We start from the raw sequence: 23,904 nt of genomic DNA on the forward strand, positions 1-23,904 counted from the left end.
GTGAAAATTTCCAGTTTTCAGATACCCAACTTCTTGAAGAAGTTGGGTATCTATATAATTAAGAACTTAATTAAGCGATCGCTAAAAATTATTCCTCTATTTAAATTAAACACTTTCACTCAATTCACAGTGATAACTACACCCAAACTCTCATTCGCCAATCTATCAACAGCACAGACAGCATAAGTTCCAGGTTGAACAGTGGCAAAGGTTGTCCCAGCCGATAAAATACGCTGAAGTGTCCAACCATCTCCAGCTTGCCGATAAAGTGTCCAAGAACGTACCGGTTGACTATCTCCAAGTTGCCAATTGAGTTTGCCGTCTTTGAATTGCAGGGCTTTGGGTGGTGCGACTGGGGCTGCATTCCGCCAAGACATAGAAGGTACTATTGCAGGTCGAGAATAAAGAGAATTTTTGAATTGGTCAGCAATACCGCGCCGATTTTGATTAATGGCACTCATACTAAAGAAAATATTCCCTAAAGACAAACTTCCGGCTAAGTTCCGGGAAATTTTCACTTGTTTATCAATTTCATCGTCTTTCCAAGCTTTACCATCTAGTTGACCAAGATTATTCCCGGTGTAAATGTGTCGCTGCTGAGAATTAATGTCTGTCCACCACTTCAATAGCGCAGGATAACTTTGTTTGGTTTGGTCAATTCGCCAATAGAGTTGAGGTGCTAAATAATCAATCCAGCCTTGTTCTAACCATTTGCGTGAATCTGCATACAGCACATTGTAAGCATCTAAACCAGTAATGCCGGCTGGTTGTCCGGGGCGGTAAATCCCAAAAGGACTAATGCCAAATTTAATATGTGGCTTTGTCGTCTTAATTCCTTGAGAGAGACGCAACACCATTTGATTCACATTCTCTCGCCGCCAATCATCTAAACTCAACGCACCGCCAGCAGCTTTGTAGGCGGCGTAGGTTCTGCTATCGGGGAAAGATTGGCCTTGAATGGGATAGGGATAGAAATAATCGTCTAAATGAATCCCGTCTACGTCATAGCGTCGCACAACATCCAGAATGACATTGTAGGCTCTATCTTGGACAATTTTTGATCCTGGTTCCATCCACAGTTGATTACCCCATTGATAAACTACTTCTGGATGAGTCACAGCTATATGAGGGCGAACATTAGGAGAACCCTTGATGCTAGTTTTAGCGCGGTAGGGGTTGAACCAAGCATGAACTTCTATATTGCGTTTGTGACATTCGGCGATCGCAAACTCTAATGGATCATAAAATGGTTCTGGCGCTCTCCCTTGAGTTCCCGTAATCCAAGCACTCCAAGGTTCTAATTCCGAAGCATACAAGGCATCCCCTTCTGGGCGAACCTGCAAAATTAAGGCGTTGAAATTCAGTGCTTGCAACTGGTTGACAATTTCCAAAAATTCTGATTTTTGTTGGGCAGTTGATAACCCAGCTTTAGAAGGCCAATCAATATTCGACACCGAAGCTACCCAAGCCCCGCGAAACTCTCGTGTATGGCTGAGTTTTAATGTACCGGGTACTGGAGGAGTGGGTATGGGTGTTGGTATGGGTGTGGGCGTTGGCGTAGGGATAGGTACAGGTGTTGGTACTGGTGTTGTGCTTGCTGGTACTACAAGGTAAACAGAAGGAATCTTCGGGGCGCTACCCAAATACACCAAAGCTTGATAAACCATCACCGCGACATCGCCGCGAGTAGCAGCTGTCGCATAGTTAAGTAACTTGATATTGGGGAAACTAGCCACAAAGCCGGCACTCGTCGCCAATGCTACTTGATTTCTCGCATAACCGGGAATGTTAACTGCATCTTGATAAATTTGGGGTAGTTGGTTGACTAAGTCCGGGTTGATTTTCGCTGCAATTTCCAACCCGTTAACCAGAGAAACTAAAACATCACCCCTAGCAATGCGATTATTCGGACGGAAATATTTATCGGGATAGCCAGCCAAAAATCCGGTTTCGTAAGCTTTTTGAATGGCGCTTGCAGCCCAGTGATTTGCCGGGACATCAACAAAAGGAGTGTATTGGCGCTTGACTGGTACAGTAAAAACTGCTGCAACTATCGCCGCAAACTCAGCACGCGTCACTGAGTTATCTGGGCGAAAAGTCCCGTTGGGATAACCATTTAAAATGCGCCGCCCTGCTAAGGCTTCAATAAACGGACGCGCCCAATGGTTTTGAATATCTGAGAAGCGTGCAGTAGTAGAGACCATTGTTGATTGTCACTAGTTTGCTTGGCTGGATTCTAGCAGTGCGATCGCAATTACTACCGGACTTTCCTATAAATTTTCATATTTAGTAATCTTTTCTAGACTGCGATGTAATTTCAACAACCGCATTGTCAGAAATTAATCAGACAAAATGAGCCAGCTAACAGAGTTTTTGTTGGACATAACTACCAAAATTAAACAGCAAATAATTTAAATTATTATCTAAATTGTTGGAATCATGTAAATTGAATGCTGAAATTTTTGATATTTCTTGAGAATTTTTAATTCACATAAGGTGTATTGTATTTAAACTTTCAATAGTTAATTAAGAAATAATTTTGGTGTTTTTTGTCTGCTAGATAGTTAGAGGTTGCATATACTACGATCACAGTATATGATGACTATAAGTACCAAAACGTTAAGAGTATGACAATTTCTTTAGATTCTATTACCAACAATATTCCTTTATTGATGGGGTTAGATAGAAACCACATAATAGATGTGAAAGATATTTATACAGTTGATTTTAACCAAGCTAATTGTATTTTAAATGGAGATGCCTTAGAAGTTTTAACAAAATTACCAGACTCAATTGTTCAAACGGTAGTCACAAGTCCTCCATATTACGGACAACGTGATTATTCTACAGAAAATCAAGTTGGAATAGAGGCAACAATAGACGAATATTTAAACCGTCTTCTTGATGTTTTTGATCAAGTCAAGAGAGTGTTAAAAGAAGATGGTACGCTTTGGCTAAATATAGGCGATAAGTATATAGATGGAAATTTGGCAGGGCTTCCTTGGAGATTAGCACTTTCCCTGAAAGAAAGAGGGTGGATTTTGCGCTCTGATATTATTTGGTACAAGCCAAATGCTATGCCATCTTCTGTCAAAAATCGTCCAACTACTGACCACGAATATATATTCTTGTTCGCTAAAAGTTCAAAGTACTATTACGATGCAGATTCTATCCGTGAACCACACGTAACTTTTTCAGAAAACAGTAAAATGAAAGGAGGAAAGAAGCATCTTGGTAAGTCGGGAGGAACACCAGAACAGGGAAAAAATTCTGGTAATGGAAACTTGCATCGCGGTCGCTGGGATCAAGCATTTCATCCCAAAGGAAGAAATAAGAGAACAGTTTGGGAAATACCTCTTTCCAAATTTAGAGAATCGCATTTTGCCGTATTTCCAGAAAAGTTAATAGAGCCGTGTATTTTAGCTGGTTGTCCTGAAGGTTCACTAGTTCTTGACCCTTTTTTTGGTTCTGGAACCACAGGAGTTGTCTCTCTTGCCAAAGGGCGCAAATTCATTGGTATTGAATTGAATAAAGATTACTGTGAAATGGCGATGAAAAGGATTTTTGCAACTTAATAGATTTAAATGATAGAGCAAAAAACTTCTATCAAATTTTCTAATTTTTGAACTAATAAAGGTTCCACTTCATTAATTTGGTTTGGATTTTTATTAATATAGATCACTTCTTGACAGCCTAATGCAATTAAATCACACGTCCAAGATTCTGCAATAATGATTGGTATACATTGATAACCATCTTGATTTGCTACTGTAATTGCTTTATGAATATCCCTTGTGAATAAAAGGGCATGACCACCGCCCATTGTTTCACGAGTTTTCACTGGAATAAGAATATCACCCCTAGTACCACTTACTTTAATGTCGTATGTTTCGCCACTGAGTTTAATTTGGGTTTTATCAATCGAGAGTTGAATTTTATGTTTCTCAAATATATCCTTGAGATTACGCCGAACTATTTCCTCAAAAAGATTTCCTTTGATTGAACGGCGACTTCCTTCTAAACGGTCAATTATCACTTCAGAAATTGGTATCCAATTCCATCTTTCACGCTCATCTAAAATTGTGGCAACATATTGTCTAACTTGATTGAGCAACTCTGCCTTACGTTCATTTTGTTGTCCACTGAGATTATTCAATAATCCTTTTAATCTCTGTTCAGGAGCATCTCTAAAAATCCATCCTAATAACAGCCATTTAGCTTTATTTTCATCAGCATATGGGCGCGCTATACCATCATATAGCTTTATATCTTTAGGAATCTTGCGCTCTAAATATTTCTTAATTGCCATTTTAGCCTTTGAGGCATCTTGCTCAATAACAAATTCATAAAGATCAGCATATCCTTCCATTTGCAAGAAGCTAATAAAATCATCAAAAAAAGGTTTATTCAGGTTAGCAACTATTACTAATTCCTTGAGGCGTATATTTTCTGGAATATTATTCATCAAAAAACTCTCTAGGTGAAATGGACAAAGCATCGGCAATTTTCTTAATATTTAGAAGACTCACATTTCTCTCTCCACGCTCGACACCTCCAATGTAGCTTCTATCTAAGTCACATAGGTGTGCCAAGTCTTCTTGAGAAAGTTTATAAATATTTCGGAGATAACGGAGGCGTTCACCAAATTTTTTTCTAATATCTTTTTCGTTAGGTGCTGTCATAGCAATAACTAAATAGGATGTGATGCTTTTAAGTCCACGGACTTTAAGTACCAATTATATTGCATACATCTTAGTATGCGATCGCCACATTTTACCAGTTGCTAAAATAGAACCGGAACAAATAGTCTTAGTATCCGACCAGTGCGAAGATATCAAATATTTTATTTAATATTTTTTCTTACCTTAGCTGCGATTCTGAGCTTTGCTTTATTTACAGATGTTGCACCATTAGTTAGTTGTGATCGGGTGAGATCTACTACGTCATTAAAAGAAAAATATTACGCTTCTCCTATAGAATTGGTAGTTCAACCTTGGCGCGGACAGCATAATGTCTATGGAACATTTCTCATTCCCACTGGTTATAAAAATGATGGCTTTTTTACTTTGACATTACCAGGAAACAAAACTTACTGTGGACAACTATTAAATGTTGGTGGTTTTGTAATTCCAGGTCTTTACCCAAAGCCTAAAAACCGGATTATTAGAGGCTATTTAAATACTCGCATTGCGATTTGGCTGATTTTTCAAGGGCATATCAATGACTTAAAACAACCAGAAAACTGGAAACTAGGCTATTTCGAGAGCAAAAAAATCAAGAAGTCCAGATAAAAATGCAGCAATTTTTTAAATTAATATTCCGGCAATACAAGCAGTAATAAAACTTGCTAATAGTCCAGCAATCATTGTTCTCACACCCAAGTGAGCTAAATCATGCTGGCGCTGAGGAGCCATACCAGTTAATCCGCCAATTGTAATTCCAATTGAGCCAATATTAGCAAAATTGCATAATGCGTAAGTTGCAATAATTACGGCTCGTTGCGAAATTTTGCCGTCTTGAATTAGCTGTTTTAAATCTAAGAAAGCAATAAACTCATTTAAAATTGTCTTTGTTCCCAAGAGCGCCCCTACTTGTTGACAATCTTGCCAAGGTACACCCATCAACCAAGCTATAGGAGCCATAATAACCGATAATATTAATTGCAAAGATAACTGGGGTAAATTAACCAAAGAACCCAACCATCCTAATAAAGCATTTAAAGCAGCGAGTAACCCTAAAAAGGCAATAATCATTACGCCGACATTAACTGCTAATTTTACCCCGTCAATTGCTCCTGTCGTAGCCGCATCAATAACGTTAACATAATTCGTTTCTACATCAATTTTGGCTTGACCTGCTGTTTGAGAAACTTCTGTTTCTGGGTACATTAACTTGGACACAACTAACGATGTTGGCGCAGTCATAAAGAAAGCTGCAATTAAATGTTCTGGAGGAATACCAAAGGAAAGATAAGCGCCTAAAACTCCACCAGCAATTGTTGCAAAACCTCCTGTCATCACTGCATGGAGTTCTGATAAAGTCATACTTCCTATGTATGGTTTAACCATCAGTGCAGATTCTGTTGGCCCTAAAAAGATATTACCTGCACAAGATAAAGACTCGGAGCCTGATGTTTTCATTGTTTTAATCATCACCCAAGCCAGAATATTCACAATTCGCTGTAAAATTCCGTAGTAATACAAAACACTAATGAAAGCGGAGAAAAAGATAATAGTCGGTAATACTTGAAAGGCAAATAAATGGTCTTTAAAATTTTCTCCAAAGACAAATTTTGCACCAACATCAGAAAAAGCTAAAAAATTACTGACAATATCTCCTAACGATTTAAAGATATTTAAACCCCAAGGTGTTTTCAAAATTATTAAGGCAAAAATAAACTCTAATCCTAATCCCCAAGCAACTGTTCGCCAACGAATAGATTGACGTTCAACAGACAAAGCGTAAGATATCCCAATAAATACTAATATTCCCAAGAAAGAAATAGCACGTTCCATATTGACTTCCAAAAATGTACAGCAATGATACTTGGCTATCAAGCATACATAAAAATGTAACTTTTTTAACTTTTTGTAGTTAAGTTGTCTCGGTATTAAACGAAAATGCGATCGCCAATTGAGAATAAAACTCTATACAAATCAAAGGTTTAGAATTTGTAATAAAACTTCCGGCTTAAAACGATGCTAAAACTGATACCCTAAAATTTACTTTGTGCAAAAACTGTTTATGAATCGAATGTTTCGGCGCTACCACCGTCAGATAGCCATTATTCTATGTTTGCCCTTATTTTTAACCGTATTAACTGGTATGGGATTTACCATAGCTCATGAATGGTTACACCAAGATGAGTTAGGCGAATTTCTTTTAGGACTGCATACATTAGAAATCATTCATTTAGAGAAAATTTACCCCATCTTGAACGGGTTAGGCTTACTTGGCTTGTTAATTACTGGTGTAAGTATGACAGGTTTATTCCGCCAACGCGCCTCACAATAATAATTTCGCGTTTTTGTCTGGGATATTGTTAGCATCACTTACCAACTTACGGTTTGCAAATTCTCAACTTGCTGAAAATGGGCATCGCGTGTTACCAGTGTTAACTGATACTGCAATGCGACAGATGCAATCCAAATATCATTTTCCGGTAATGGATGCCCTTTGAGCCGGAGTTTGTTTTTGATTTCACCATATTGACGAGCAGTTTCAACATCACACCCCAGCACGGTATTGTTGGCAACAAATTCATCAACTCTTGCTAAATTCTGTGGAGATCGCCCCGATTTTCTTGCCCCATAAGATAACTCCCCAATTACAATACTGGGAATAAAAACTTCATCAGCTTGGGCAAGATTGTTTTTGATGACTGCTTCATCTGCAAACAAAGCAATAATAATGTTTGTGTCCAGCAAATATCTACCATTCATTGATATCAACCTGCTCACAGTCTTGCTCAATTGCCTCACGCATTAACTGGAGATCATCGGGTGGTATTGAGGCTGCAAAACGTAGCAATTTTTTACCTGGAGTACCGCGAACTTGAGATTTTGCGAGTATTCGAGCAAATTCCAATACCTGCCATTGCAAATCCTGTGGCATCGCTTTTAATTGCTCGATGACCTCATCAATAATGGATATATTCATTTATTTTATCCTCCTTCCTATTCGTCATCCTACACTGCTTCAAGATATGCCGCACAGATGATGTTGAGAAAAGTGAAAAGTGCATTCTTAGTGGTTTATTTTTTCAGAATTTTGTGTAATTTAAAGGAAACAGATAAATCCCCATAATTAAAATTAGGGTAGGGGATTATCAATAAATCGGTGTGTTATAAACCCATCACAGTACGATAATGGGCTTCAATCTCCGCTACAGTTTGCGACTTGCGCTGTGTATCCCACTGGCTACGCTGAAATAATTTTTGCCGCAATTCATCGACGTTAATGCTATTAACTTTACCAGCAACTACTATTTGTTTGCCATTCACCCACGCACTATCAACAGCATTGGTAGGTCGTCCTAAAACTAATAAACCAATGGGATCTGTACGGGGAAGTAATGATAAACTTGTCAAATCATACAGCACTAAATCAGCTTGTTTACCAACAGTTAAAGAACCAATTTTATCTACCATATTCAAGGCTTTTGCACCACCTAAAGCTGCCATTTCTACAGATTGTCGGGGTGTAATCCAATGTTGATAATCTCGGTCTGTGGTGTTGTGCAGAATAGAACCAATTTTGATAGCTTCTAATAAATCTTGGGAATCATTACTCGAAGCACCATCACAACCAAAAGTCACATTTACCCCAGCTTGGCGATATTTTAAAATTGGTGCAATACCGCTACCTAAGCGCAAATTACTTAAAGGATTGTGAACAACGGTAGATTGAGTTGCGGCAAGAATTTCAATATCAATATCATTTAACCAAACACAATGAGCGAGGGAAGTGCGATCGCCTAAGTACCCAAGGCGTTTAAGATGTTCAACAGCACTACAACCGTATTTTTCTTGGGCGAGTTTCTCTTGGGCTTTGGTTTCTAGCAAATGCGAGTGACGACATAAATTATAGCGATCGCTCAACTCAATACAACCAGTAAACAAAGCATCACTACACAGCTGAATTCCTGTGGGTGCAACTAAAATATTCACACCTTCCTCTGGGCGATGAAACTGTCTCACCGCTTCTTCAATAATTGCTAGGGTGTCCGCAGTTGAGCGAAAATACGGTTCATGATTGCGTTCTGTCTCCCCAGAGGGAATACCTGCTGTCAGCGATTCATCTTGAATTAAAGGTGCAATAAAAGCCCGAATCCCAATTTCTCGGTAAGCGCGAACTGCGGTAGCGATGGTTTCTAACTCTTGTCCCGGAATTAACACCAGATGATCTACTACACTCGTACCGCCGGAAAGTAAAGTTTCTACCGCTGTTCCTAAAGCACTGAGGTAAACTTTTTCGGTGTCTAGGGGTGCAAAATCATACAGTTCCGCCAGCCATAATTCTAAAGGCAAAACTGACATAATTCCCCGTTGCCACATTTCGGAAGAATGGGTGTGGGCGTTGACAAAACCAGGTAGTAGCAGTTTATTTTCCCCGTTAACAGCTGTCCCCACAACATCCAAATTAGACGCAATAGCAGAGATTTTTCCCTCTACAACCTTTACATCTGTGGTTGTGTAAGCATCATCTGTGGCAATTAAAACATTTTGAATCGTAAAGTTCACGAGTTAAACCTTGATTAAGTAATTGAACGCTCTACTACATTTCAAGTTACAAAATAGAAAAAGGTGTTGGGTGTTGCAATTTATGAATCAGCCTCTGCGGACTTTGGGAGTTGCGCCAAATGCTTGGATGGTAGATCATGCGATCGCAGATATTACGCGTCCTCCCAAAACCCCACAACCCGTTATTTTATCAACCGAAACGAAAACCCTGCGCCTTGATTTGTCAAAAGCTGCCATCCTCGTTATTGATATGCAAAACGACTTTTGCCATCCCGATGGCTGGTTGGCGCATATTGGCGTGGATGTCACTCCCGCACGTCAACCCATTGAACCGTTAAATAATTTACTTCCTAAACTACGTCATGTTAATGTGCCTGTAATTTGGATAAATTGGGGTAATCGTCCCGACTTACTCAATATCAGTGCGGCTTCGCATCACGTTTATAACCCCACTGGCGATGGTGTTGGTTTAGGCGACCCTTTACCCAAAAACGGTGCTAAAGTTTTGATGGCAGGTAGTTGGGCGGCTGCTGTCGTTGATGAATTACCACAGTTACCCGAAGATATCAGTGTGGACAAATACCGCATGAGTGGTTTTTGGGACACGCCCTTAGATAGTATCCTGCGAAATTTGGGAATTACTACAATATTTTTTGCTGGTGTGAATGCTGATCAATGTGTATTAACTACACTGTGTGATGCCAATTTTTTAGGATATGACTGCATTTTAATTAAAGATTGTACGGCAACAACTTCACCTGATTATTGTTGGTTGGCAACTTTATATAACGTCAAACAATGCTTTGGTTTTGTCACCGACTCACAAGCAATTTTCACCGCTTTAAATCACCCTGAATTAACAGGAGGAACTTAATCAATGCACTCTACTCGTTGCGTAATTCCTGTTATTAAATCTCCTAAAGATTATCAAGCATACCGCATTACTCCCCATGATACCAATCGGTTAGCAATTATCTTTGATTCAACCAACGCTAACACTTCTTTAACTTGTTGTATAGAAATCTTTGATGTGGGAGGCAAAACCCCACCCAATCGCCATCAATGGGCAGTTGAAATGTTTTTTGTTCTCAAAGGTGAAGGAGTGGCTATTTGTGATGGTAAAAAAGTTGCCATTAAAGCCGGAGATAGTTTACTAGTGCCGCCTACAGGTACACATTTAATTAAAAATACAGGTTCTAGTCGCTTGTATACATTGACAATTATGGTTCCTAATGAAGATTTTGCCGAATTAATTCGCAGTGGCACACCAGTAGAATTAGATGCAGAAGATATGGCAGTATTTGGTAGGTTAGATACATTTATGCCGTATTGAATCTGAATTAAATATCAAATGAGAACTCAACAACTATTGAAGATGTTGGGTTTGGTTTTATGTTGGATCAATTTTATCAACAACTGCTCAAATTCATATCCCCGACTGCTTGAAGTAGTCGGGGATATTGTCACTTACCAATTATCAATAACTAATTAGCTGACGTTAAAGTAAACACAGTAATTTCTGGACGGGAAAATAACCGCAGATGTAAACCTGTCATACCTAAGCCCCGGTTGGTATACAAAAACATCTTTTCTACCTGATATTTTCCCAAGTAATACTTTTTCGCAAAAGGTGGCAGAATCAGCGGTTCAATAAATGGTAAACGTATCTGTCCACCGTGAGAATGTCCTGAAAGTTGCAAATCAAAGCGCCCTGTTGCAGCACTGGTAGTCGCAAAGTCTGGTTCATGGGCTAACAATATTGCTGCGCCTGCTTTGGGTAACTGCTGCATCACTAAATCTAGGCGGCTTTTCCCCATCTGTACATCATCTACACCTGCAATATGCAGCGTTGCCCTACCTCGTTTGAGGGTATAAATATCATTACCTAAATAGACAATGTTGCTTTGTTGAATGGCTTTGATAATTCCTGGGGTATCGTTCTCATAGTCGTGATTACCTAATACTGCTACAGTTTGATCTTTGGGTGTGAATTTAGCTAAAGAATCTGCCAGTGAAGGAATTAATTTTGATAAATTGCGTGTAACTAAATCACCTGTAATGGCGATTAAATCGGGTTTTTGTTGGTTAACAAGCTGGACTATCCGATTTAAACGTTGCGGACTCATCCATCTATCCCGGTGAATATCGCTGATTTGCACGATGCGATAGCCGTTAAATTCTGATGCGAGGTTGGGTAATGTCAGTTGTAAAGAATTAATTTCAATCCAATTTGGTTCAATTAACTGGGCGTATAGTAAAATGCAAAAGCCAAACAATATGCACCATCGTATACATCGAAAGGCTGATCTGCTGGCTTTTATCAACCACTTACGAGTTCTCAAGGCACAATCTCCTTCGACTTAATTGCCAAGTTTTTTACAGATGTTTGCAATTTTTTGTTTAATTTTCTTTTACCAGAGAAAATTAAAGATAGTCTTAAAATCGATAGAATAATATAGATGTGATATACTATCTGTTTCTCTACTCCTGGTTTTATGGGACTGCCAATTGTTGCAATTATCGGCCGACCGAATGTCGGCAAATCCACCCTGGTTAATCGTCTCGCTGGGGAACAAACGGCGATTGTCCACGACGAACCAGGTGTGACACGCGATCGCACTTACATGCCTGCTTATTGGAATGATCGCGAGTATTTAGTGGTAGATACAGGTGGTTTAGTCTTTAACGATGACACCGAATTTCTGCCCTTAATTCGCCAACAAGCACTAGCAGCCCTACGAGAAGCATCTGCGGCAATTTTCGTGGTTAATGGTCAAACAGGCCCCTCGCCAGCAGATGAAGAAATCGCTGAATGGTTACGTCAACAACCAGTACCTGTACTGCTGGCTGTGAATAAATGCGAATCTCCAGAACAAGGCATAATACAAGCTGCTGAATTTTGGGAACTGGGGCTAGGAGAACCATACCCCATCTCTGCAATTCATGGCAACGGTACAGGAGATTTACTCGACGAGTTAATTAAATACATTCCAACTGTTACAGAAGTACCACAAACCAACGAAATTAAAGTGGCGATCGTTGGGCGGCCAAATGTGGGTAAATCAAGTTTATTGAATGCTTTTGTCGGTGAAGAAAGAGCCATTGTTAGCCCAATTTCTGGCACAACGCGAGATGCCATCGACACGTTTATCGAACGGGATGGACAACAATATCGCCTCATTGATACCGCCGGAATTCGCAAAAAGAAAAATATCGACTACGGGACGGAATTTTTCAGCATTAACCGTGCTTTTAAAGCAATTCGTCGTGCTGACGTAGTTTTATTAGTCATAGATGCCCTTGACGGAGTGACCGAACAAGACCAAAAATTAGCAGGGCGGATCATTGAAGATGGTCGAGCTTGCATCGTTGTGGTGAATAAATGGGATGCCATTGAAAAAGACTCCCACACTATCTACGATTATGAAAAAACTCTGCAAGAACGGTTACATTTTACCGACTGGGCATCAACAATCTTTGTCAGCGCCTTAACAGGACAAAGGGTCGAAAAGATTTTAGAGTTGGTAAATCAATCAGCAGTCGAACATAAACGCCGCGTGAGTACATCGGTAATTAACGACGTTTTAGAAGAAGCTGTCAGATGGCACTCACCACCAACTTCACGCGGTGGCCGTCAAGGCAAAATTTATTATGGTACACAAGTAACTACCCAACCACCGACAATTGCCCTATTTGTCAACGAAGCCAAACGTTTTAACGACAACTACCGTCGCTACATCGAAAGGCAATTCCGTCAACAACTAGGATTTAAGGGTACACCAATTCGTCTACTTTGGCGGAGTAAAAAAGTCCGCGATATGGAAAGTGGTAATGTCAACCGCGCAACTCGCGTGTAATGAAGTAAAAAGTAAAAAGTAAAAAGGCAAAATTTTATCTTTTTACTTTTGCCTTTTACCTTTTAACTTTTGCCTTATCTTATGGATTTACTGCGATCGCTACCACTAGGCCTATACCTAGAACAACCGCAAACTTGGCTGCATAAACTTGATCCCCGCGTCAAAATTGCTTGGTTGATGAGTTTTTTAACTAGTTATAGTTTTGCGACTAATGAATGGCGCATCTTGTTAGTCGTGCTGTTGATTGTTTTTACCTTATTTGCCAAAATTCCCCGCCGCGTTTGGCAGCAACAATTAGGTTGGTTATTAACACTCACAGTTTTAGTCTTATTTATTGCCGCAGTTAGCCCCGATGGCTTAGGCGTAAGTTATCAGCCTCGTCTCCCAGCTAATGAAAAAATCTTAACTCCTAACTCAGCACAGGCTGAACGCCCCGCTAACAACACTCAGCACGCCCCACTCAGCACTAAAAAATACTCATACGTCCTATTTCACCAAGGGCCAGTGAAAATCACCAGGCATTCCTTAGATTTAGCCGTGCGTCTGAGTACAATTTTATTTACGGTGATTTATAGTACTAACTTGTATCTGTTGACAACTGCACCAGAAGAAATTACTGCGGCGATTGAAAGTATTATGCAGCCCTTACGCAGACTCAAGATACCTGTAACAGAAATTACCTTGACCTTAACTTTATCCTTGCGATTTATTCCCCTAGTTTTAGAAGAAGTGCAGAACTTGATTCGTTCTGTGATGACCAGGGCAATTAATTGGAAAAAACTGGGGTTGAAAGGTGCAGTCAAAGTGTGGATGATAGTCGCAGAAAGACTGTTAGAAAATTTGCTATTAAGGGCAGACCAAATGGCTAATGCCATGATGGTGCGCGGTTTTACTAGCCCTAACGAACACAAAGTTCAGTGGCATGAATTACGACTCAAAACACGAGATTGGTTAGCGATCGCCACTTTAACTTTATTCTGGGGAGTGCGGGTAATTTCTGGTAATAAATTTTAAGCTGTTCACTTATTATGACCAAGCCTTGGCATTGGCGATCGCTCCCCTTAGAAAATCGTACTGGCGCGGAAATTTTCGCAGCCTTATTTCTCCCAACAACACCATCAGGAATCGCTACCCTTCTAGAAAGTCCCTACCCAAACCCAACTAAACAACCTCAACTCAGTCGCTATTCTATCTGTGCAGGCGCTCCTAGGATAGTCGATGGCGTACCGCAGATGTGGACACCACAATTAGGAAAAGTTTTCCCATTTTTGGAAGAGTTGCTACAAAGTAGGGGTGTAGGGGAACAAATATTGAACTCATCCTCATCCCCCCTGCCCCCTGCCCCCTGCCTACCTCCTAATCTCCCCTTCACAGGTGGTTGGTTAGGATGGCTTGGTTATGATGTGGCTTGGGAAATTGAACAGTTACCTTTTGCTAAATCTGATACCTTACCCTTCCCCGTAGCTTTTTGGTATGAACCAGAATCTTATGCCGTTTTGGATCATGTTGAACAAATTCTTTGGATAGCAGGTAGTGACATTAATGATGTAGATAGGTTAAAAATTCTTTTAGAAGAGAAAAAATCAGGGGATTCACTCTACCAAGTTACCGCCTCACAAGATCAACCCATCAGTTTTGCCCCTGAGTTCTTCACATCGCAGTCAGATTATGAAACATCCGTCAACCGCGCCAAAAAATATATTCAGGCTGGAGATATCTTTCAGGCGAATCTTTCTTTACGATTTGCCGCATCTACAAATGCTTCTGGCTGGTCAATTTACCAAACATTACAGAAAATCAATCCTTCACCTTTTGCCAGCTACTGGCAGACTCCTTGGGGTGAAGTAGTTAGCTGTTCACCAGAACGCTTGGTGCTGTTACAAAATCAGCAAGCCCAGACTCGACCAATTGCCGGAACGCGATCGCGTGGTACTACCCCAGAACAAGATAATCAACTGGCACAAGAACTACTCAGCAACACCAAAGAACAGGCAGAACACATCATGCTGCTGGATTTAGAACGCAATGATTTAGGGCGAGTTTGTGAATGGGGAACAGTAAAAGTTGATGAATTGCTCACAATTGAGCGTTATAGCCACGTTATGCACCTTGTCAGCAACGTTAAAGGTACTTTAAAATCCGACCAGAGCGCTGTTGATTTAATTCGTGCCATGTTTCCTGGTGGCACAATCACAGGGTGTCCAAAAGTGCGGTGCATGGAAATCATCGAAGAACTAGAGCCTGTTCGGCGTAGCCTATTCTACGGTTCCTGCGGCTATCTCGACTGGCGCGGCAACTTAGACTTAAATATCCTGATTCGTACCTTGCTATTAGCACCCGCATCTTCAGTTGAGGGGCAGAGGGCAGAAGGCAGGGGGCAGAAGGCAGGAAAAGAATCTCTGACTCAGCACGGGCTGAACGCCCCGCTACCGCTAACAGCACTCAACACCGTTTGGGGACAAGTGGGAGCAGGTATTGTGGCAGATAGTGATCCTGAAAAAGAATGGTATGAATCTCTGCACAAAGCACAGGCACAACTAGCAGCCCTAAAAATCCTCAATTACCAGTAGTTGGCAATTGTTGGTGATTTTGTGCCACAAAATCATAATTATGGCAACATGGAGAGAAGCCAACGCTAACATCAATTTGCAAGTCAGCCTTGGCTATTACTTTAGAGGGTAAATCTTTTGGCGATCGGCAAAACCAAACAAAAAGGCAGATATTTTTTGTGTTATCCATCGCCAATAAGTCCGAGTTATCCAAGTCTCATCAACCCTTGTGTGCCTTTACCTTCTCCTAACTATTAGCTTCATTTGCCTAGTAGGCATCAGATTAATGATTTCATAACTGCTATGTAATGGCAGAAGTTACTCAATTGGAGTAGTTTTAACTAAATATTCTGACGAATAGTATGATCATCGTCTGAATGTTTATCTAGAACTACGAATAAATATTCATACTCCTACCTTGATTCCTAAATGACTTCAGAAACCTCCGAAATTTACATAAATCATCCAACTTGGGGCTTACTTTATCGAATCTGTATGGTTGACGATAACCAAGATATGTTCACTACACTTTATGCCCAAAGATTATTTTTTCTGGTCACAAACGACGTAAAAGGAATTAAATTTCAACCCATTGGACGCACAGAGGCGCGAATGATGTTGGAAAATCGTTTGCGTACCCTGCGACGCAATGGTCAATCTCAGGAGTACGATCAGCTTCAGAGTGTTTTCCAACGCACCTTCCAATGAGTAGTTCGATTGACGAACGTATTGCCTATATTCGCTCCTCACTGCCTACATCTGTCAGGTTAATTGCTGTCAGCAAGCAGGTTCCGGCGGAGGTAATTCGTTTAGCTTACAACGCCGGAATTCGTGATTTTGCCGAAAGTCGCATCCAAGAAGCAGCCAGTAAACAAGCTCAGTTGCAAGACTTATCAGATATTACTTGGCATTTTATTGGACATTTACAAAGTAATAAAGCCAAAAAGGCACTGGAATTATTTGAGTGGATTCACTCTGTCGATAATTTGAAGCTGGCACAGCGCTTAAATCAATTAGCGCAGCAGCTAGGTATCAGTCCAAAAGTGTGTCTGCAAGTGAAAATACTTCCCGACCCGCAAAAGTCTGGTTGGAGCGTTCCAGAATTACTGGCTGACTTAGAAGAACTCAACCAGTGCCAGTTTTTACAAATTCAGGGATTGATGACAATTCCGCCTCTAGAGTTGACAGAAGCGGAAATCATGAATGTATTTAATAGCACTTACCAGTTAGCGAAAGAGATCCAGTTACAAAACTTGCCGAATATTCACATAAAGCATCTTTCAATGGGTATGTCTGGCGATTATCAACTGGCAGTACAAGCTGGCGCAACGATGGTAAGATTGGGAACTATTTTATTTGGCGATCGCCATTAATTTCTCGGACAACCATTATTCACCATTTGTAGCAGTAGCTCTAGGTAGAAAATACAGATAATTTTCCTAGACTACTGGTACAATAAGACACTAAAAAAAATATTAAAAAAAGTAACGAATAATCAAAAAAACCTGTAATTAAGCTTCATATCCTAAAATCTTTGGGATATAATCTTGACTCATTATTGTATCTAGGTTAAGGTACAGGCGTTTACAAAAGCGTCAGTTCATTATCTATAGTTGTAATAGAAGCTACAAACAACGATAAGATTACTAGATTGTCCGTCCTTTGTAGTGATCTTTAGTGGCTACATCAACTAACAGCCAAATCGATAAAGGTAATTTGCATCAGGAGCGTACCAAATGAACAATATTTTTTCTAAACTTCGAGACTTCGTAGGGCTAAACGAGCAGGTAGAATACGAATATTACGAAGAAGAAGCAGAAACGGATAACTACCAAAATCTGTATCAAGAGGAAAATCCTCAACCTGCGCCCGCAGAAGCTACTACACAAAATCGACGTTGGCGGGAACCCATGTCTACAATGGGTAATGATGTAGCAACAGGATCAAAGTCTACGATGGGGAACGTAATTGGTATGCCAGGAGCAGTGAACGGGATTTCAGAAGTATTAGTACTTGAGCCTCGTACATTTGAAGAAATGCCCCAGGCAATTCAAGCCTTGCGTGAGCGCAAGTCAGTTGTACTCAACCTGACAATCATGGATCCAGATCAAGCACAACGTGCCGTTGATTTTGTTGCTGGTGGAACTTACGCATTAGATGGACATCAAGAACGGATTGGAGAAAGCATCTTTTTGTTTACGCCAAGCTGTGTGCAAGTCAGCACCCAAGGTGGAGTTATTCATGAAGTCCCACAACCACCGGCTCGTCCTGTACGTACTGCCCCAACTGCCACTCCCAACTGGGGAAATGAACCTAACCGCATGGCACAATAAGTTTAAATTAATAGTCCAGAGTCAAAAGTCAAGAGTCCTGTGTTTTTGACTCTAGACTATTGACTATGGACTATTGACCATAAACGAATGACTAAAAAATTTGGCTTAATTGGTGGTGGGGTAATGGGAGAAGCGCTGTTATCCCGCCTCATTGCAGATGGCATCTACCAACCTTCAGAAGTAATCGTTAGTGAACCCCAAGGGGCGCGGCAAAATTTTCTACAGCAACAATATGATGTAACTGTGACGGCAGATAACAGCTTGGTATTTCGCCAAGCGCAGGAAGTCATATTTTTAGCTGTAAAACCGCAAGTATTTAGCGCGATCGCCCAAGAATTAGCAGATATTATTTCGGTAGAACACTCACCTTTGGTGATTTCGATTTTGGCCGGAGTGCCTTTACATCACCTAGAAGCAGCATTTCCCCAACTCCCAGTTATTAGAGCCATGCCTAATACCCCAGCCACAGTGGGAGCAGGGATCACAGCAATCTGTTTAGGCGCATACACCAACACCAAACACCACCAAAAAGCTTTGCAAATATTTTCGGCAGTGGGAGAAGTAGTAGAAGTTTCCGAAAGTTTGATGGATGCAGTCACGGGGCTATCTGGTAGCGGCCCCGCTTACGTCTCTATCTTAGTAGAAGCCTTAGCCGATGGTGGAGTCGCCGCAGGTTTGCCTAGAAGTATTGCCAATCAACTCGCCCTACAAACTGTTTTGGGAACTGCACAATTACTGCATAATAGCAAAATGCACCCAGCAGAATTGAAAGATAGAGTTACCAGTCCTGGTGGAACAACAATTGCGGGGATTTGCCAATTAGAAAAAGCCGGATTTCGTTCAGCTTTAATTGAAGCAGTCAAAGCCGCTACAGTGCGATCGCAAGAATTGGGTAAATAGTCTAAAATTCAAACCCATTGACTATTGACCCATGACAAATGACGAAGTTGACAAAAGACCCGTTAATATAGTAAACAGTCTGGTTGCAAATGTGATTGAGTGAATTATCCCGCACCGTCTCCAGAAATTAACTTAGGGTCGATATTTCCCTTTGATCTGGATCAGTTTCAGAAAGATGCGATCGCGTCCCTTAACGCTGGACGCTCCGTAGTTGTATGTGCGCCCACAGGGTCGGGCAAAACATTAGTCGGAGAATACGCTATTTATCGCGCCCTAGCGCGAAGAAAACGTGTATTCTACACCACGCCCCTGAAAGCGCTGTCGAATCAAAAATTACGCGATTTCCGTGAAAAATTTGGTGCCGATTTGGTGGGACTGTTAACTGGCGATGCGTCAATTAACAGAGATGCACCAATTCTGGTGATGACCACAGAAATCTTCCGCAATATGCTCTATGGCACACCCATTGGGCAAGTTGGCATTTCCTTGGTAGACGTAGAAGCAGTGGTATTAGACGAATGCCACTACATGAACGATCGCCAACGCGGTACAGTTTGGGAAGAATCAATTATCTACTGTCCTCGTGAAGTTCAACTAGTAGCCCTCTCCGCTACAGTTGCCAACAGCGAACAACTCACCGATTGGTTAAATCACGTTCACGGCCCCACCGACCTGATTTATTCTGATTTTCGCCCAGTACCCTTGGAATTTAACTTTTGTAATCCCAAAGGTCTGTTTCCTTTATTGAATGAGAGTAAAAACAAAATTAATCCCCGCTTAGTTAAAAAACACCGCAAAGGACAAGGGGATAGAGGTAAAAACGGCAGACCAGAAGCCCCTGGCATCATTTATACTTTGAGCCAGCTACAACAACGAGATATGCTTCCTGCCATTTACTTTATCTTCAGTCGCCGGGGATGCGATAAAGCCGTGGCAGAAGTAGGTGATTTATGGTTAGTTAATGGCCAAGAGTCACAAATATTACGCGAGCAAATCGACGATTTTTTAAACCGTAACCCTGAAGCTGGACGTTCGGGACAAATTGCCCCCCTTTATCGCGGGGTTGCTGCCCACCATGCAGGGATTTTACCTGCTTGGAAAGTGCTAGTGGAAGAACTATTCCAGCAGGGATTGATTAAGGTAGTATTTGCGACCGAAACTTTAGCCGCAGGCATTAATATGCCTGCCCGTACCACAGTTATTTCTACTCTTTCTAAGCGTACCGATACCGGACACCGCTTATTAAATGCTTCGGAATTTCTGCAAATGGCAGGCCGGGCTGGTCGTCGGGGGATGGATAAACAAGGTTATGTGGTGACAGTCCAAACGCCCTTTGAAGGAGCTAAAGAAGCAGCGTATCTGGCTACCTCTAAGGCAGACCCCTTAGTGAGCCAGTTTACACCTAGTTATGGTATGGTACTGAACTTACTGCAAACTCACACCATAGAACAAGCCAGAGAACTAGTAGAACGCAGTTTTGGGCAGTATATAGCTAACTTGCACCTCAAACCAGAATACGACGAGATTGCCGAACTGCAAGACCAACTAGCCCAACTCCAGGAACAAATCGCCGCAGTAGATGAAAATGAAATCGCCGTTTATGAGAAATTGCGGCAACGTCTGAAAGTAGAACGCCAGTTATTAAAAACTCTACAACAACAAGCCCAAGATGATCGCCAAGAAGAATTGGTAATGATGTTGGGCTTTGCTGTTTCTGGAACACTGTTAAGTCTCAAAGGCAAAAATATTACAGTATCTACACCCATAACGGCAGTTTTAGTTGGCAAAAGTCCTGGTTTAGCACAAGCACCTTATTTTGTCTGTTTAGGGCAAGATAACCGTTGGTATGTGGCAACAACGGAAGATGTGATGAATTTACATGCAGAAATGCCCCGGCTAGATGTGCCAGCAGATATGTTACCGCCCCCAGAGTTGCTGTTCAAGCCAGGACAATCTTACCGTGGGAATGAACAAACAGCTGCGATCGCCCAAAGCATTCCCGAACCCGGAGAACCTTTTCATCTGTCACCAGAAGTAGCAGAACAACTCAGTCGCGTTACTGCTATTGAAGAACAAATAGAAAATCATCCTCTGCGACAATCAGGTAATGCCTCAACAATTTTTAAACGTCGAGCGCGTTATGTCGAACTCGAAGCCGAACTTGAACAACTGCAAGAGCAAGTTGAACAACAATCACAACGTCATTGGGAAGAATTTCTCAATTTAATTACGATTTTGCAACAATTCGGCTGTTTGGATAACCTAGTACCCACAGAATTAGGGCGAATTGCCGCAGCTATTCGGGGAGAAAATGAACTGTGGTTGGGTTTAGTCTTTGCTAGTGGTCAACTTAACCAATTAGATCCCCACCACTTAGCCGCAGCCATAGCCGCTTTAGTCACAGAAACCCCACGTCCTGATAGTCGAGTCAACTTTGATTTGAGTGAGGAAGTAGCCGAAGCTTTAGCAAAACTGCGGGGTATCCGTCGCCAAATGTTCCAACTGCAACGGCGATACAATGTGGCTTTACCCATCTGGTTAGAATTTGAGCTAATTGCCATTGTCGAAAAGTGGGCATTGGGTATGGAGTGGACAGAACTATGCAGCCACACAACCTTAGACGAAGGCGATGTGGTAAGAATTTTACGCCGCACGTTGGATTTATTATCCCAAATTCCCCACGTTCCCCATTTACCAGAAATTTTGCAGCGGAATGCTTACCGCGCAATGCAATTAATTGATAGATTCCCGGTGAATGAGGTAGTTGAGTAGTTTGAACTAGAAAGTAGGGAGTGGGAATAGCTGGTACACATACTAGAAAATATATTACCCCTCTGCGCCCTGCCCCACTGCCTACTAAGGTGCTAATCGAGCTTTACCTAAACGCTGCTTTTCATACCATTGGGCGATCGCTGGTGTCCACTCGGCAAAATGCGGCCACATTAATTCGCACAATTTCTGAATTTCCAGTTGAGCATCTTTTTTATTTCTCAAGTCACAAAAATGCAGAAATGACCGGAGATTAAAGCTCACTACAAAATGTTGGCGATAATCAAATGGAACTATCCCTCTAGCGTGTTCTTCAGACATTCCCGCCGCAAAACTCGCTGCATATCGTTTTGCTGCTTCCATACACCACTCTAAATCTGCGGCGCGTTGCTCTGGCGAATAGTAATATTTTTTGCCTTGTCTATCTGTGTAATAACCTACTGGGCGCAGATAAAATACATCTTCTATATCTTTCTTACCTTCTATAACTTGTATAAATTGATTCCCAGTATATCTAAAAGATTGGACATCAAAACTCACGCTCACGCGATGAGTACGCGCCTGTTGCATGACGCTGTGAGGAAAATAACCACAGTTGAAGACAATTTGCGGATGTTCTAGCGGCCCGTAGTGTCCTCGTTCCCCTGCTAACAATCGTTTAACAATAACTTCACCGCATTGTGATTCCGAAGGCCATGAGTCTCGTTCATCAACCACAAATGCGTCGGTATAGTCTTGGTGCATCGCAGCATAAATCACTTGCTGCGGATTTGGTGTTTTGGTAATAACCTCTACTCGGAATCGCTGCATGGGTTTTCTCAGACTGGGTAAAAAGGAGGATGAAAGCCTGTGTATGAAACATGGCTGAAAACTCAATCCATCATCATATAACTTTGAGCAGACTCAGATACTTTACAAAAGTTAATTTAAAAGTTACACTTCTTTACATTATCAAGTAATTGAGGAAAAGTTCATGCGTAGTAGTGGTTCGATTGTGGATGATCAGGGCAAAATGAACAACTTTGCGGTTGAGCCAAAAATTTATGTAGATGAACAAGGCGATCGCACTGGCTTTACACCCTATGCAGAACTACTCAACGGTCGTTTAGCAATGATTGGTTTTATCTCGCTGATAGCATTAGAAGTATTTACAGGACATGGTATTTTTGGACTGTTATCTAGGCTGTAATATAGTAGGGAACAGGTAATACCGTTTCACTTTAAGTTTGATACAAATAGACCGCAGGGGGCAGGAGGAAAGAATAAAAAACCCATAAATTTGTATCATTTTTTTCGTAAAATGGTATTACAGAGTTAAAAGTCTTTTGATGTCTAAGTGTTGTCATCTATTGATGTATTAACTACTTTGGCTGTTGGCATCACTAAATTTTTAAAACGCAATTTTTCATACATTTATTTAAAGAGACAGGAAATTTCCTGTCTCTTTGTTTTTGATATCAAATTATGAGTTGGAATTGCGATGAGCAATCACAGCATAAAAGGGATCTCCAGCACCAATACCCATCAACTGTAAGAAATAAGGCGTTGTTGATTGGCGAACAATCACTTCAGGAGTGGTAAATCCTGGTATTGAGTTGAAGTAGTGCTTGACTAGTTCGACTCTGGTGGTTTCGGAAGCATCACGCCAAGCTTGAATTGCTTTCTGAAAAAACATCCGGTTAGAAAAGCTGATAATTACAATACCACCGGGTTTGAGAATGCGGTAAATTTCCGAAAATATGGCTTCGGGATACTGTATGTACTGCACAGAAACACAGATGAGAACCGCATCAAAATCTTGATCTGGTATGGGTATTTGGGGATTTTCGTTGAGATTTTGGACAAAGTAATGATTTAAACGCGGATTTCTTGCTAATTCCTCAGCGTTGAGTCCGTGTCCTTCAATATGGGCAAACTCTATTTCTTCTGGTAAATGAGATACCCAGCTGCTCATCATATCAAGGATGCGGGTGTTGGGTTGGAGGCGATCGCGGTACAAATCTGTTAACTGTTGAATAAACCCATCATCAACATGAGTAACAAACCGGGGATAGGCATAAAATAGCTGATCATCGGTATTATCTAATTTTTCGCGTTGATTTGGACTAAGTGGCATAAATGTCTATTTTGGAAAAGATTTTGACAAACTTGCTGCAAATTTCGGTATTCTTTTGCACAAGGATTCTGTTACATATTTTAATAAAATCAGTATCAATAAATTTAACAGCACTCAACTGAATCAAGCTAGAAAATT

At 41.0% G+C, this 23,904-nt stretch carries 26 protein-coding genes; 15 read left to right on the forward strand and 11 right to left on the reverse strand.

The annotated features are described in order from the left end of the window. Window positions 1–119: 119 nt before the first annotated feature. Window positions 120–2,204: a glycoside hydrolase family 10-like protein gene (locus tag NCWK1_RS05385; protein WP_103123998.1), complete on the reverse strand. Its 2,085-nt coding sequence runs from the start codon at window positions 2,202–2,204 to the stop codon at window positions 120–122. Window positions 2,205–2,627: 423 nt separating this feature from the next. Here NCWK1_RS05385 and NCWK1_RS05390 point away from each other — a divergent pair, with 423 nt between their 5' ends. Further along, complete coding sequence (locus NCWK1_RS05390) at window positions 2,628–3,575, forward strand: DNA-methyltransferase (protein WP_103123999.1); 948 nt, start codon at window positions 2,628–2,630, stop codon at window positions 3,573–3,575. A gap of 5 nt (window positions 3,576–3,580) precedes the next feature. Here NCWK1_RS05390 and NCWK1_RS05395 read toward each other — a convergent pair whose 3' ends face one another. Both NCWK1_RS05395 and NCWK1_RS05400 read right to left on the reverse strand, forming a co-directional pair. Beyond that, entirely contained in the window at window positions 3,581–4,465 is an 885-nt protein-coding gene (locus NCWK1_RS05395; protein ID WP_103124000.1) for a hypothetical protein, read from the reverse strand. Further along, complete coding sequence (locus NCWK1_RS05400; protein ID WP_103124001.1) at window positions 4,458–4,682, reverse strand: helix-turn-helix domain-containing protein; 225 nt, start codon at window positions 4,680–4,682, stop codon at window positions 4,458–4,460. The genes NCWK1_RS05395 and NCWK1_RS05400 overlap by 8 nt, the downstream gene beginning before the upstream one ends. Window positions 4,683–4,704: 22 nt before the next feature. Between NCWK1_RS05400 and NCWK1_RS29415 the strand changes: the two genes are divergently transcribed. Both NCWK1_RS29415 and NCWK1_RS05405 read left to right on the forward strand, forming a co-directional pair. Continuing rightward, window positions 4,705–4,851 carry a hypothetical protein gene (locus NCWK1_RS29415; protein ID WP_187308061.1) on the forward strand — a complete coding sequence of 49 codons (147 nt, stop codon included), beginning with the start codon at window positions 4,705–4,707 and terminating at the stop codon, window positions 4,849–4,851. Window positions 4,852–4,928: 77 nt separating this feature from the next. Beyond that, complete coding sequence (locus tag NCWK1_RS05405; RefSeq protein ID WP_146033947.1) at window positions 4,929–5,291, forward strand: hypothetical protein; 363 nt, start codon at window positions 4,929–4,931, stop codon at window positions 5,289–5,291. A 15-nt stretch (window positions 5,292–5,306) separates the two neighbouring features. Here the strand turns inward: NCWK1_RS05405 and NCWK1_RS05410 are convergent, their stop codons facing one another. Continuing rightward, complete coding sequence (locus NCWK1_RS05410; protein WP_103124003.1) at window positions 5,307–6,515, reverse strand: NupC/NupG family nucleoside CNT transporter; 1,209 nt, start codon at window positions 6,513–6,515, stop codon at window positions 5,307–5,309. 229 nt (window positions 6,516–6,744) lie between these two features. Between NCWK1_RS05410 and NCWK1_RS05415 the strand changes: the two genes are divergently transcribed. Next, window positions 6,745–7,014: a peptidase gene (locus NCWK1_RS05415; protein WP_096580957.1), complete on the forward strand. Its 270-nt coding sequence runs from the start codon at window positions 6,745–6,747 to the stop codon at window positions 7,012–7,014. A 38-nt stretch (window positions 7,015–7,052) separates the two neighbouring features. On the opposite strand, the gene NCWK1_RS05420 is transcribed toward NCWK1_RS05415, so the two are convergent. The 3 genes from NCWK1_RS05420 to NCWK1_RS05430 all read right to left on the reverse strand — a co-directional run bounded on the left by NCWK1_RS05420 (window position 7,053) and on the right by NCWK1_RS05430 (window position 9,242). Beyond that, window positions 7,053–7,442, reverse strand: coding sequence for a type II toxin-antitoxin system VapC family toxin (locus NCWK1_RS05420; protein ID WP_096580959.1), 390 nt, complete (start codon window positions 7,440–7,442; stop codon window positions 7,053–7,055). Continuing rightward, window positions 7,432–7,659 carry a hypothetical protein gene (locus tag NCWK1_RS05425; protein WP_096580961.1) on the reverse strand — a complete coding sequence of 76 codons (228 nt, stop codon included), beginning with the start codon at window positions 7,657–7,659 and terminating at the stop codon, window positions 7,432–7,434. Before NCWK1_RS05425 ends, NCWK1_RS05420 begins: the two co-directional genes overlap by 11 nt. Before the next feature lie 185 nt (window positions 7,660–7,844). Further along, complete coding sequence (locus NCWK1_RS05430) at window positions 7,845–9,242, reverse strand: amidohydrolase (protein ID WP_103124004.1); 1,398 nt, start codon at window positions 9,240–9,242, stop codon at window positions 7,845–7,847. A gap of 82 nt (window positions 9,243–9,324) precedes the next feature. On the opposite strand from NCWK1_RS05430, the gene NCWK1_RS05435 reads away from it, so the two are divergent. Both NCWK1_RS05435 and NCWK1_RS05440 read left to right on the forward strand, forming a co-directional pair. Next, on the forward strand, window positions 9,325–10,116 hold the full coding sequence (locus NCWK1_RS05435) for a cysteine hydrolase family protein (protein WP_096580965.1): 792 nt from the start codon (window positions 9,325–9,327) through the stop codon (window positions 10,114–10,116). Between the two features lie 3 nt (window positions 10,117–10,119). Then, the gene (locus NCWK1_RS05440) at window positions 10,120–10,575 is read left to right on the forward strand and encodes a cupin domain-containing protein (protein ID WP_096580967.1); all 456 of its coding nucleotides are present in this window, start codon (window positions 10,120–10,122) and stop codon (window positions 10,573–10,575) included. 151 nt (window positions 10,576–10,726) lie between these two features. On the opposite strand, the gene NCWK1_RS05445 is transcribed toward NCWK1_RS05440, so the two are convergent. Continuing rightward, on the reverse strand, window positions 10,727–11,584 hold the full coding sequence (locus NCWK1_RS05445; protein WP_103124005.1) for a metallophosphoesterase: 858 nt from the start codon (window positions 11,582–11,584) through the stop codon (window positions 10,727–10,729). 153 nt (window positions 11,585–11,737) lie between these two features. Between NCWK1_RS05445 and der the strand changes: the two genes are divergently transcribed. The 3 genes from der (at window position 11,738) to NCWK1_RS05460 (ending at window position 15,669) form a co-directional block, all read left to right on the forward strand. Next, on the forward strand, window positions 11,738–13,099 hold the full coding sequence (der, locus tag NCWK1_RS05450; protein ID WP_096580971.1) for a ribosome biogenesis GTPase Der: 1,362 nt from the start codon (window positions 11,738–11,740) through the stop codon (window positions 13,097–13,099). A gap of 81 nt (window positions 13,100–13,180) precedes the next feature. Next, window positions 13,181–14,113: an energy-coupling factor transporter transmembrane component T family protein gene (locus NCWK1_RS05455; RefSeq protein WP_103124006.1), complete on the forward strand. Its 933-nt coding sequence runs from the start codon at window positions 13,181–13,183 to the stop codon at window positions 14,111–14,113. Window positions 14,114–14,127: 14 nt separating this feature from the next. Next, entirely contained in the window at window positions 14,128–15,669 is a 1,542-nt protein-coding gene (locus NCWK1_RS05460; RefSeq protein ID WP_096580975.1) for an anthranilate synthase component I, read from the forward strand. Here the strand turns inward: NCWK1_RS05460 and NCWK1_RS29055 are convergent. Continuing rightward, window positions 15,656–15,838: a hypothetical protein gene (locus NCWK1_RS29055; RefSeq protein WP_146033948.1), complete on the reverse strand. Its 183-nt coding sequence runs from the start codon at window positions 15,836–15,838 to the stop codon at window positions 15,656–15,658. The genes NCWK1_RS05460 and NCWK1_RS29055 overlap by 14 nt on opposite strands. 239 nt (window positions 15,839–16,077) lie before the next feature. On the opposite strand from NCWK1_RS29055, the gene pipX reads away from it, so the two are divergent. The 5 genes from pipX (at window position 16,078) to NCWK1_RS05485 (ending at window position 21,653) form a co-directional block, all read left to right on the forward strand. Next, window positions 16,078–16,356 (forward strand): transcriptional coactivator PipX, encoded by a 279-nt coding sequence (pipX, locus tag NCWK1_RS05465; RefSeq protein WP_096580977.1) that lies wholly within the window; start codon window positions 16,078–16,080, stop codon window positions 16,354–16,356. Next, window positions 16,353–17,021: a YggS family pyridoxal phosphate-dependent enzyme gene (locus NCWK1_RS05470; RefSeq protein WP_096580979.1), complete on the forward strand. Its 669-nt coding sequence runs from the start codon at window positions 16,353–16,355 to the stop codon at window positions 17,019–17,021. The genes pipX and NCWK1_RS05470 overlap by 4 nt, the downstream gene beginning before the upstream one ends. Before the next feature lie 363 nt (window positions 17,022–17,384). Further along, window positions 17,385–17,981, forward strand: a complete 597-nt coding sequence (locus tag NCWK1_RS05475; protein ID WP_096580981.1) for a cell division protein SepF — start codon at window positions 17,385–17,387, stop codon at window positions 17,979–17,981. An 87-nt stretch (window positions 17,982–18,068) separates the two neighbouring features. Next, window positions 18,069–18,881, forward strand: a complete 813-nt coding sequence (gene proC, locus NCWK1_RS05480) for a pyrroline-5-carboxylate reductase (RefSeq protein WP_096580983.1) — start codon at window positions 18,069–18,071, stop codon at window positions 18,879–18,881. A 99-nt stretch (window positions 18,882–18,980) separates the two neighbouring features. Next, window positions 18,981–21,653: a DEAD/DEAH box helicase gene (locus tag NCWK1_RS05485; RefSeq protein ID WP_096580985.1), complete on the forward strand. Its 2,673-nt coding sequence runs from the start codon at window positions 18,981–18,983 to the stop codon at window positions 21,651–21,653. An 84-nt stretch (window positions 21,654–21,737) separates the two neighbouring features. On the opposite strand, the gene thyX is transcribed toward NCWK1_RS05485, so the two are convergent. Next, on the reverse strand, window positions 21,738–22,460 hold the full coding sequence (thyX, locus tag NCWK1_RS05490) for an FAD-dependent thymidylate synthase (protein WP_015112936.1): 723 nt from the start codon (window positions 22,458–22,460) through the stop codon (window positions 21,738–21,740). Between the two features lie 163 nt (window positions 22,461–22,623). Between thyX and NCWK1_RS05495 the strand changes: the two genes are divergently transcribed. Further along, a complete protein-coding gene (locus tag NCWK1_RS05495) occupies window positions 22,624–22,839 on the forward strand; it encodes a chlorophyll a/b-binding protein (RefSeq protein WP_096580987.1) in 216 nt (71 codons plus the stop codon). A 273-nt stretch (window positions 22,840–23,112) separates the two neighbouring features. Here NCWK1_RS05495 and NCWK1_RS05500 read toward each other — a convergent pair whose 3' ends face one another. Beyond that, window positions 23,113–23,766 (reverse strand): class I SAM-dependent methyltransferase, encoded by a 654-nt coding sequence (locus tag NCWK1_RS05500; protein ID WP_103124007.1) that lies wholly within the window; start codon window positions 23,764–23,766, stop codon window positions 23,113–23,115. Window positions 23,767–23,904 lie beyond the last annotated feature (138 nt).

This window comes from Nostoc cycadae WK-1 (genome assembly GCF_002897135.1).
Classification (GTDB): Bacteria; Cyanobacteriota; Cyanobacteriia; order Cyanobacteriales; family Nostocaceae; genus Nostoc_B.

Coding starts and splice junctions, on each gene's coding strand:
- NCWK1_RS05435 (WP_096580965.1), top strand. CDS start 9,325: ATGAATCAGCCTCTGCGGACTTTGGGAGTTGCGCCAAATGCTTGGATG.
- NCWK1_RS05495 (WP_096580987.1), top strand. CDS start 22,624: ATGCGTAGTAGTGGTTCGATTGTGGATGATCAGGGCAAAATGAACAAC.
- NCWK1_RS05400 (WP_103124001.1), bottom strand. CDS start 4,682: ATGACAGCACCTAACGAAAAAGATATTAGAAAAAAATTTGGTGAACGC.
- NCWK1_RS05420 (WP_096580959.1), bottom strand. CDS start 7,442: ATGAATGGTAGATATTTGCTGGACACAAACATTATTATTGCTTTGTTT.
- NCWK1_RS05390 (WP_103123999.1), top strand. CDS start 2,628: ATGACAATTTCTTTAGATTCTATTACCAACAATATTCCTTTATTGATG.
- thyX (WP_015112936.1), bottom strand. CDS start 22,460: ATGCAGCGATTCCGAGTAGAGGTTATTACCAAAACACCAAATCCGCAG.
- NCWK1_RS05500 (WP_103124007.1), bottom strand. CDS start 23,766: ATGCCACTTAGTCCAAATCAACGCGAAAAATTAGATAATACCGATGAT.
- NCWK1_RS05415 (WP_096580957.1), top strand. CDS start 6,745: ATGAATCGAATGTTTCGGCGCTACCACCGTCAGATAGCCATTATTCTA.
- NCWK1_RS05410 (WP_103124003.1), bottom strand. CDS start 6,515: ATGGAACGTGCTATTTCTTTCTTGGGAATATTAGTATTTATTGGGATA.
- NCWK1_RS29055 (WP_146033948.1), bottom strand. CDS start 15,838: ATGGATAACACAAAAAATATCTGCCTTTTTGTTTGGTTTTGCCGATCG.
- NCWK1_RS05425 (WP_096580961.1), bottom strand. CDS start 7,659: ATGAATATATCCATTATTGATGAGGTCATCGAGCAATTAAAAGCGATG.
- NCWK1_RS05470 (WP_096580979.1), top strand. CDS start 16,353: ATGAGTAGTTCGATTGACGAACGTATTGCCTATATTCGCTCCTCACTG.
- NCWK1_RS05440 (WP_096580967.1), top strand. CDS start 10,120: ATGCACTCTACTCGTTGCGTAATTCCTGTTATTAAATCTCCTAAAGAT.
- NCWK1_RS05455 (WP_103124006.1), top strand. CDS start 13,181: ATGGATTTACTGCGATCGCTACCACTAGGCCTATACCTAGAACAACCG.
- der (WP_096580971.1), top strand. CDS start 11,738: ATGGGACTGCCAATTGTTGCAATTATCGGCCGACCGAATGTCGGCAAA.
- pipX (WP_096580977.1), top strand. CDS start 16,078: ATGACTTCAGAAACCTCCGAAATTTACATAAATCATCCAACTTGGGGC.
- NCWK1_RS05460 (WP_096580975.1), top strand. CDS start 14,128: ATGACCAAGCCTTGGCATTGGCGATCGCTCCCCTTAGAAAATCGTACT.
- NCWK1_RS29415 (WP_187308061.1), top strand. CDS start 4,705: ATGCTTTTAAGTCCACGGACTTTAAGTACCAATTATATTGCATACATC.
- NCWK1_RS05475 (WP_096580981.1), top strand. CDS start 17,385: ATGAACAATATTTTTTCTAAACTTCGAGACTTCGTAGGGCTAAACGAG.
- NCWK1_RS05385 (WP_103123998.1), bottom strand. CDS start 2,204: ATGGTCTCTACTACTGCACGCTTCTCAGATATTCAAAACCATTGGGCG.
- proC (WP_096580983.1), top strand. CDS start 18,069: ATGACTAAAAAATTTGGCTTAATTGGTGGTGGGGTAATGGGAGAAGCG.
- NCWK1_RS05395 (WP_103124000.1), bottom strand. CDS start 4,465: ATGAATAATATTCCAGAAAATATACGCCTCAAGGAATTAGTAATAGTT.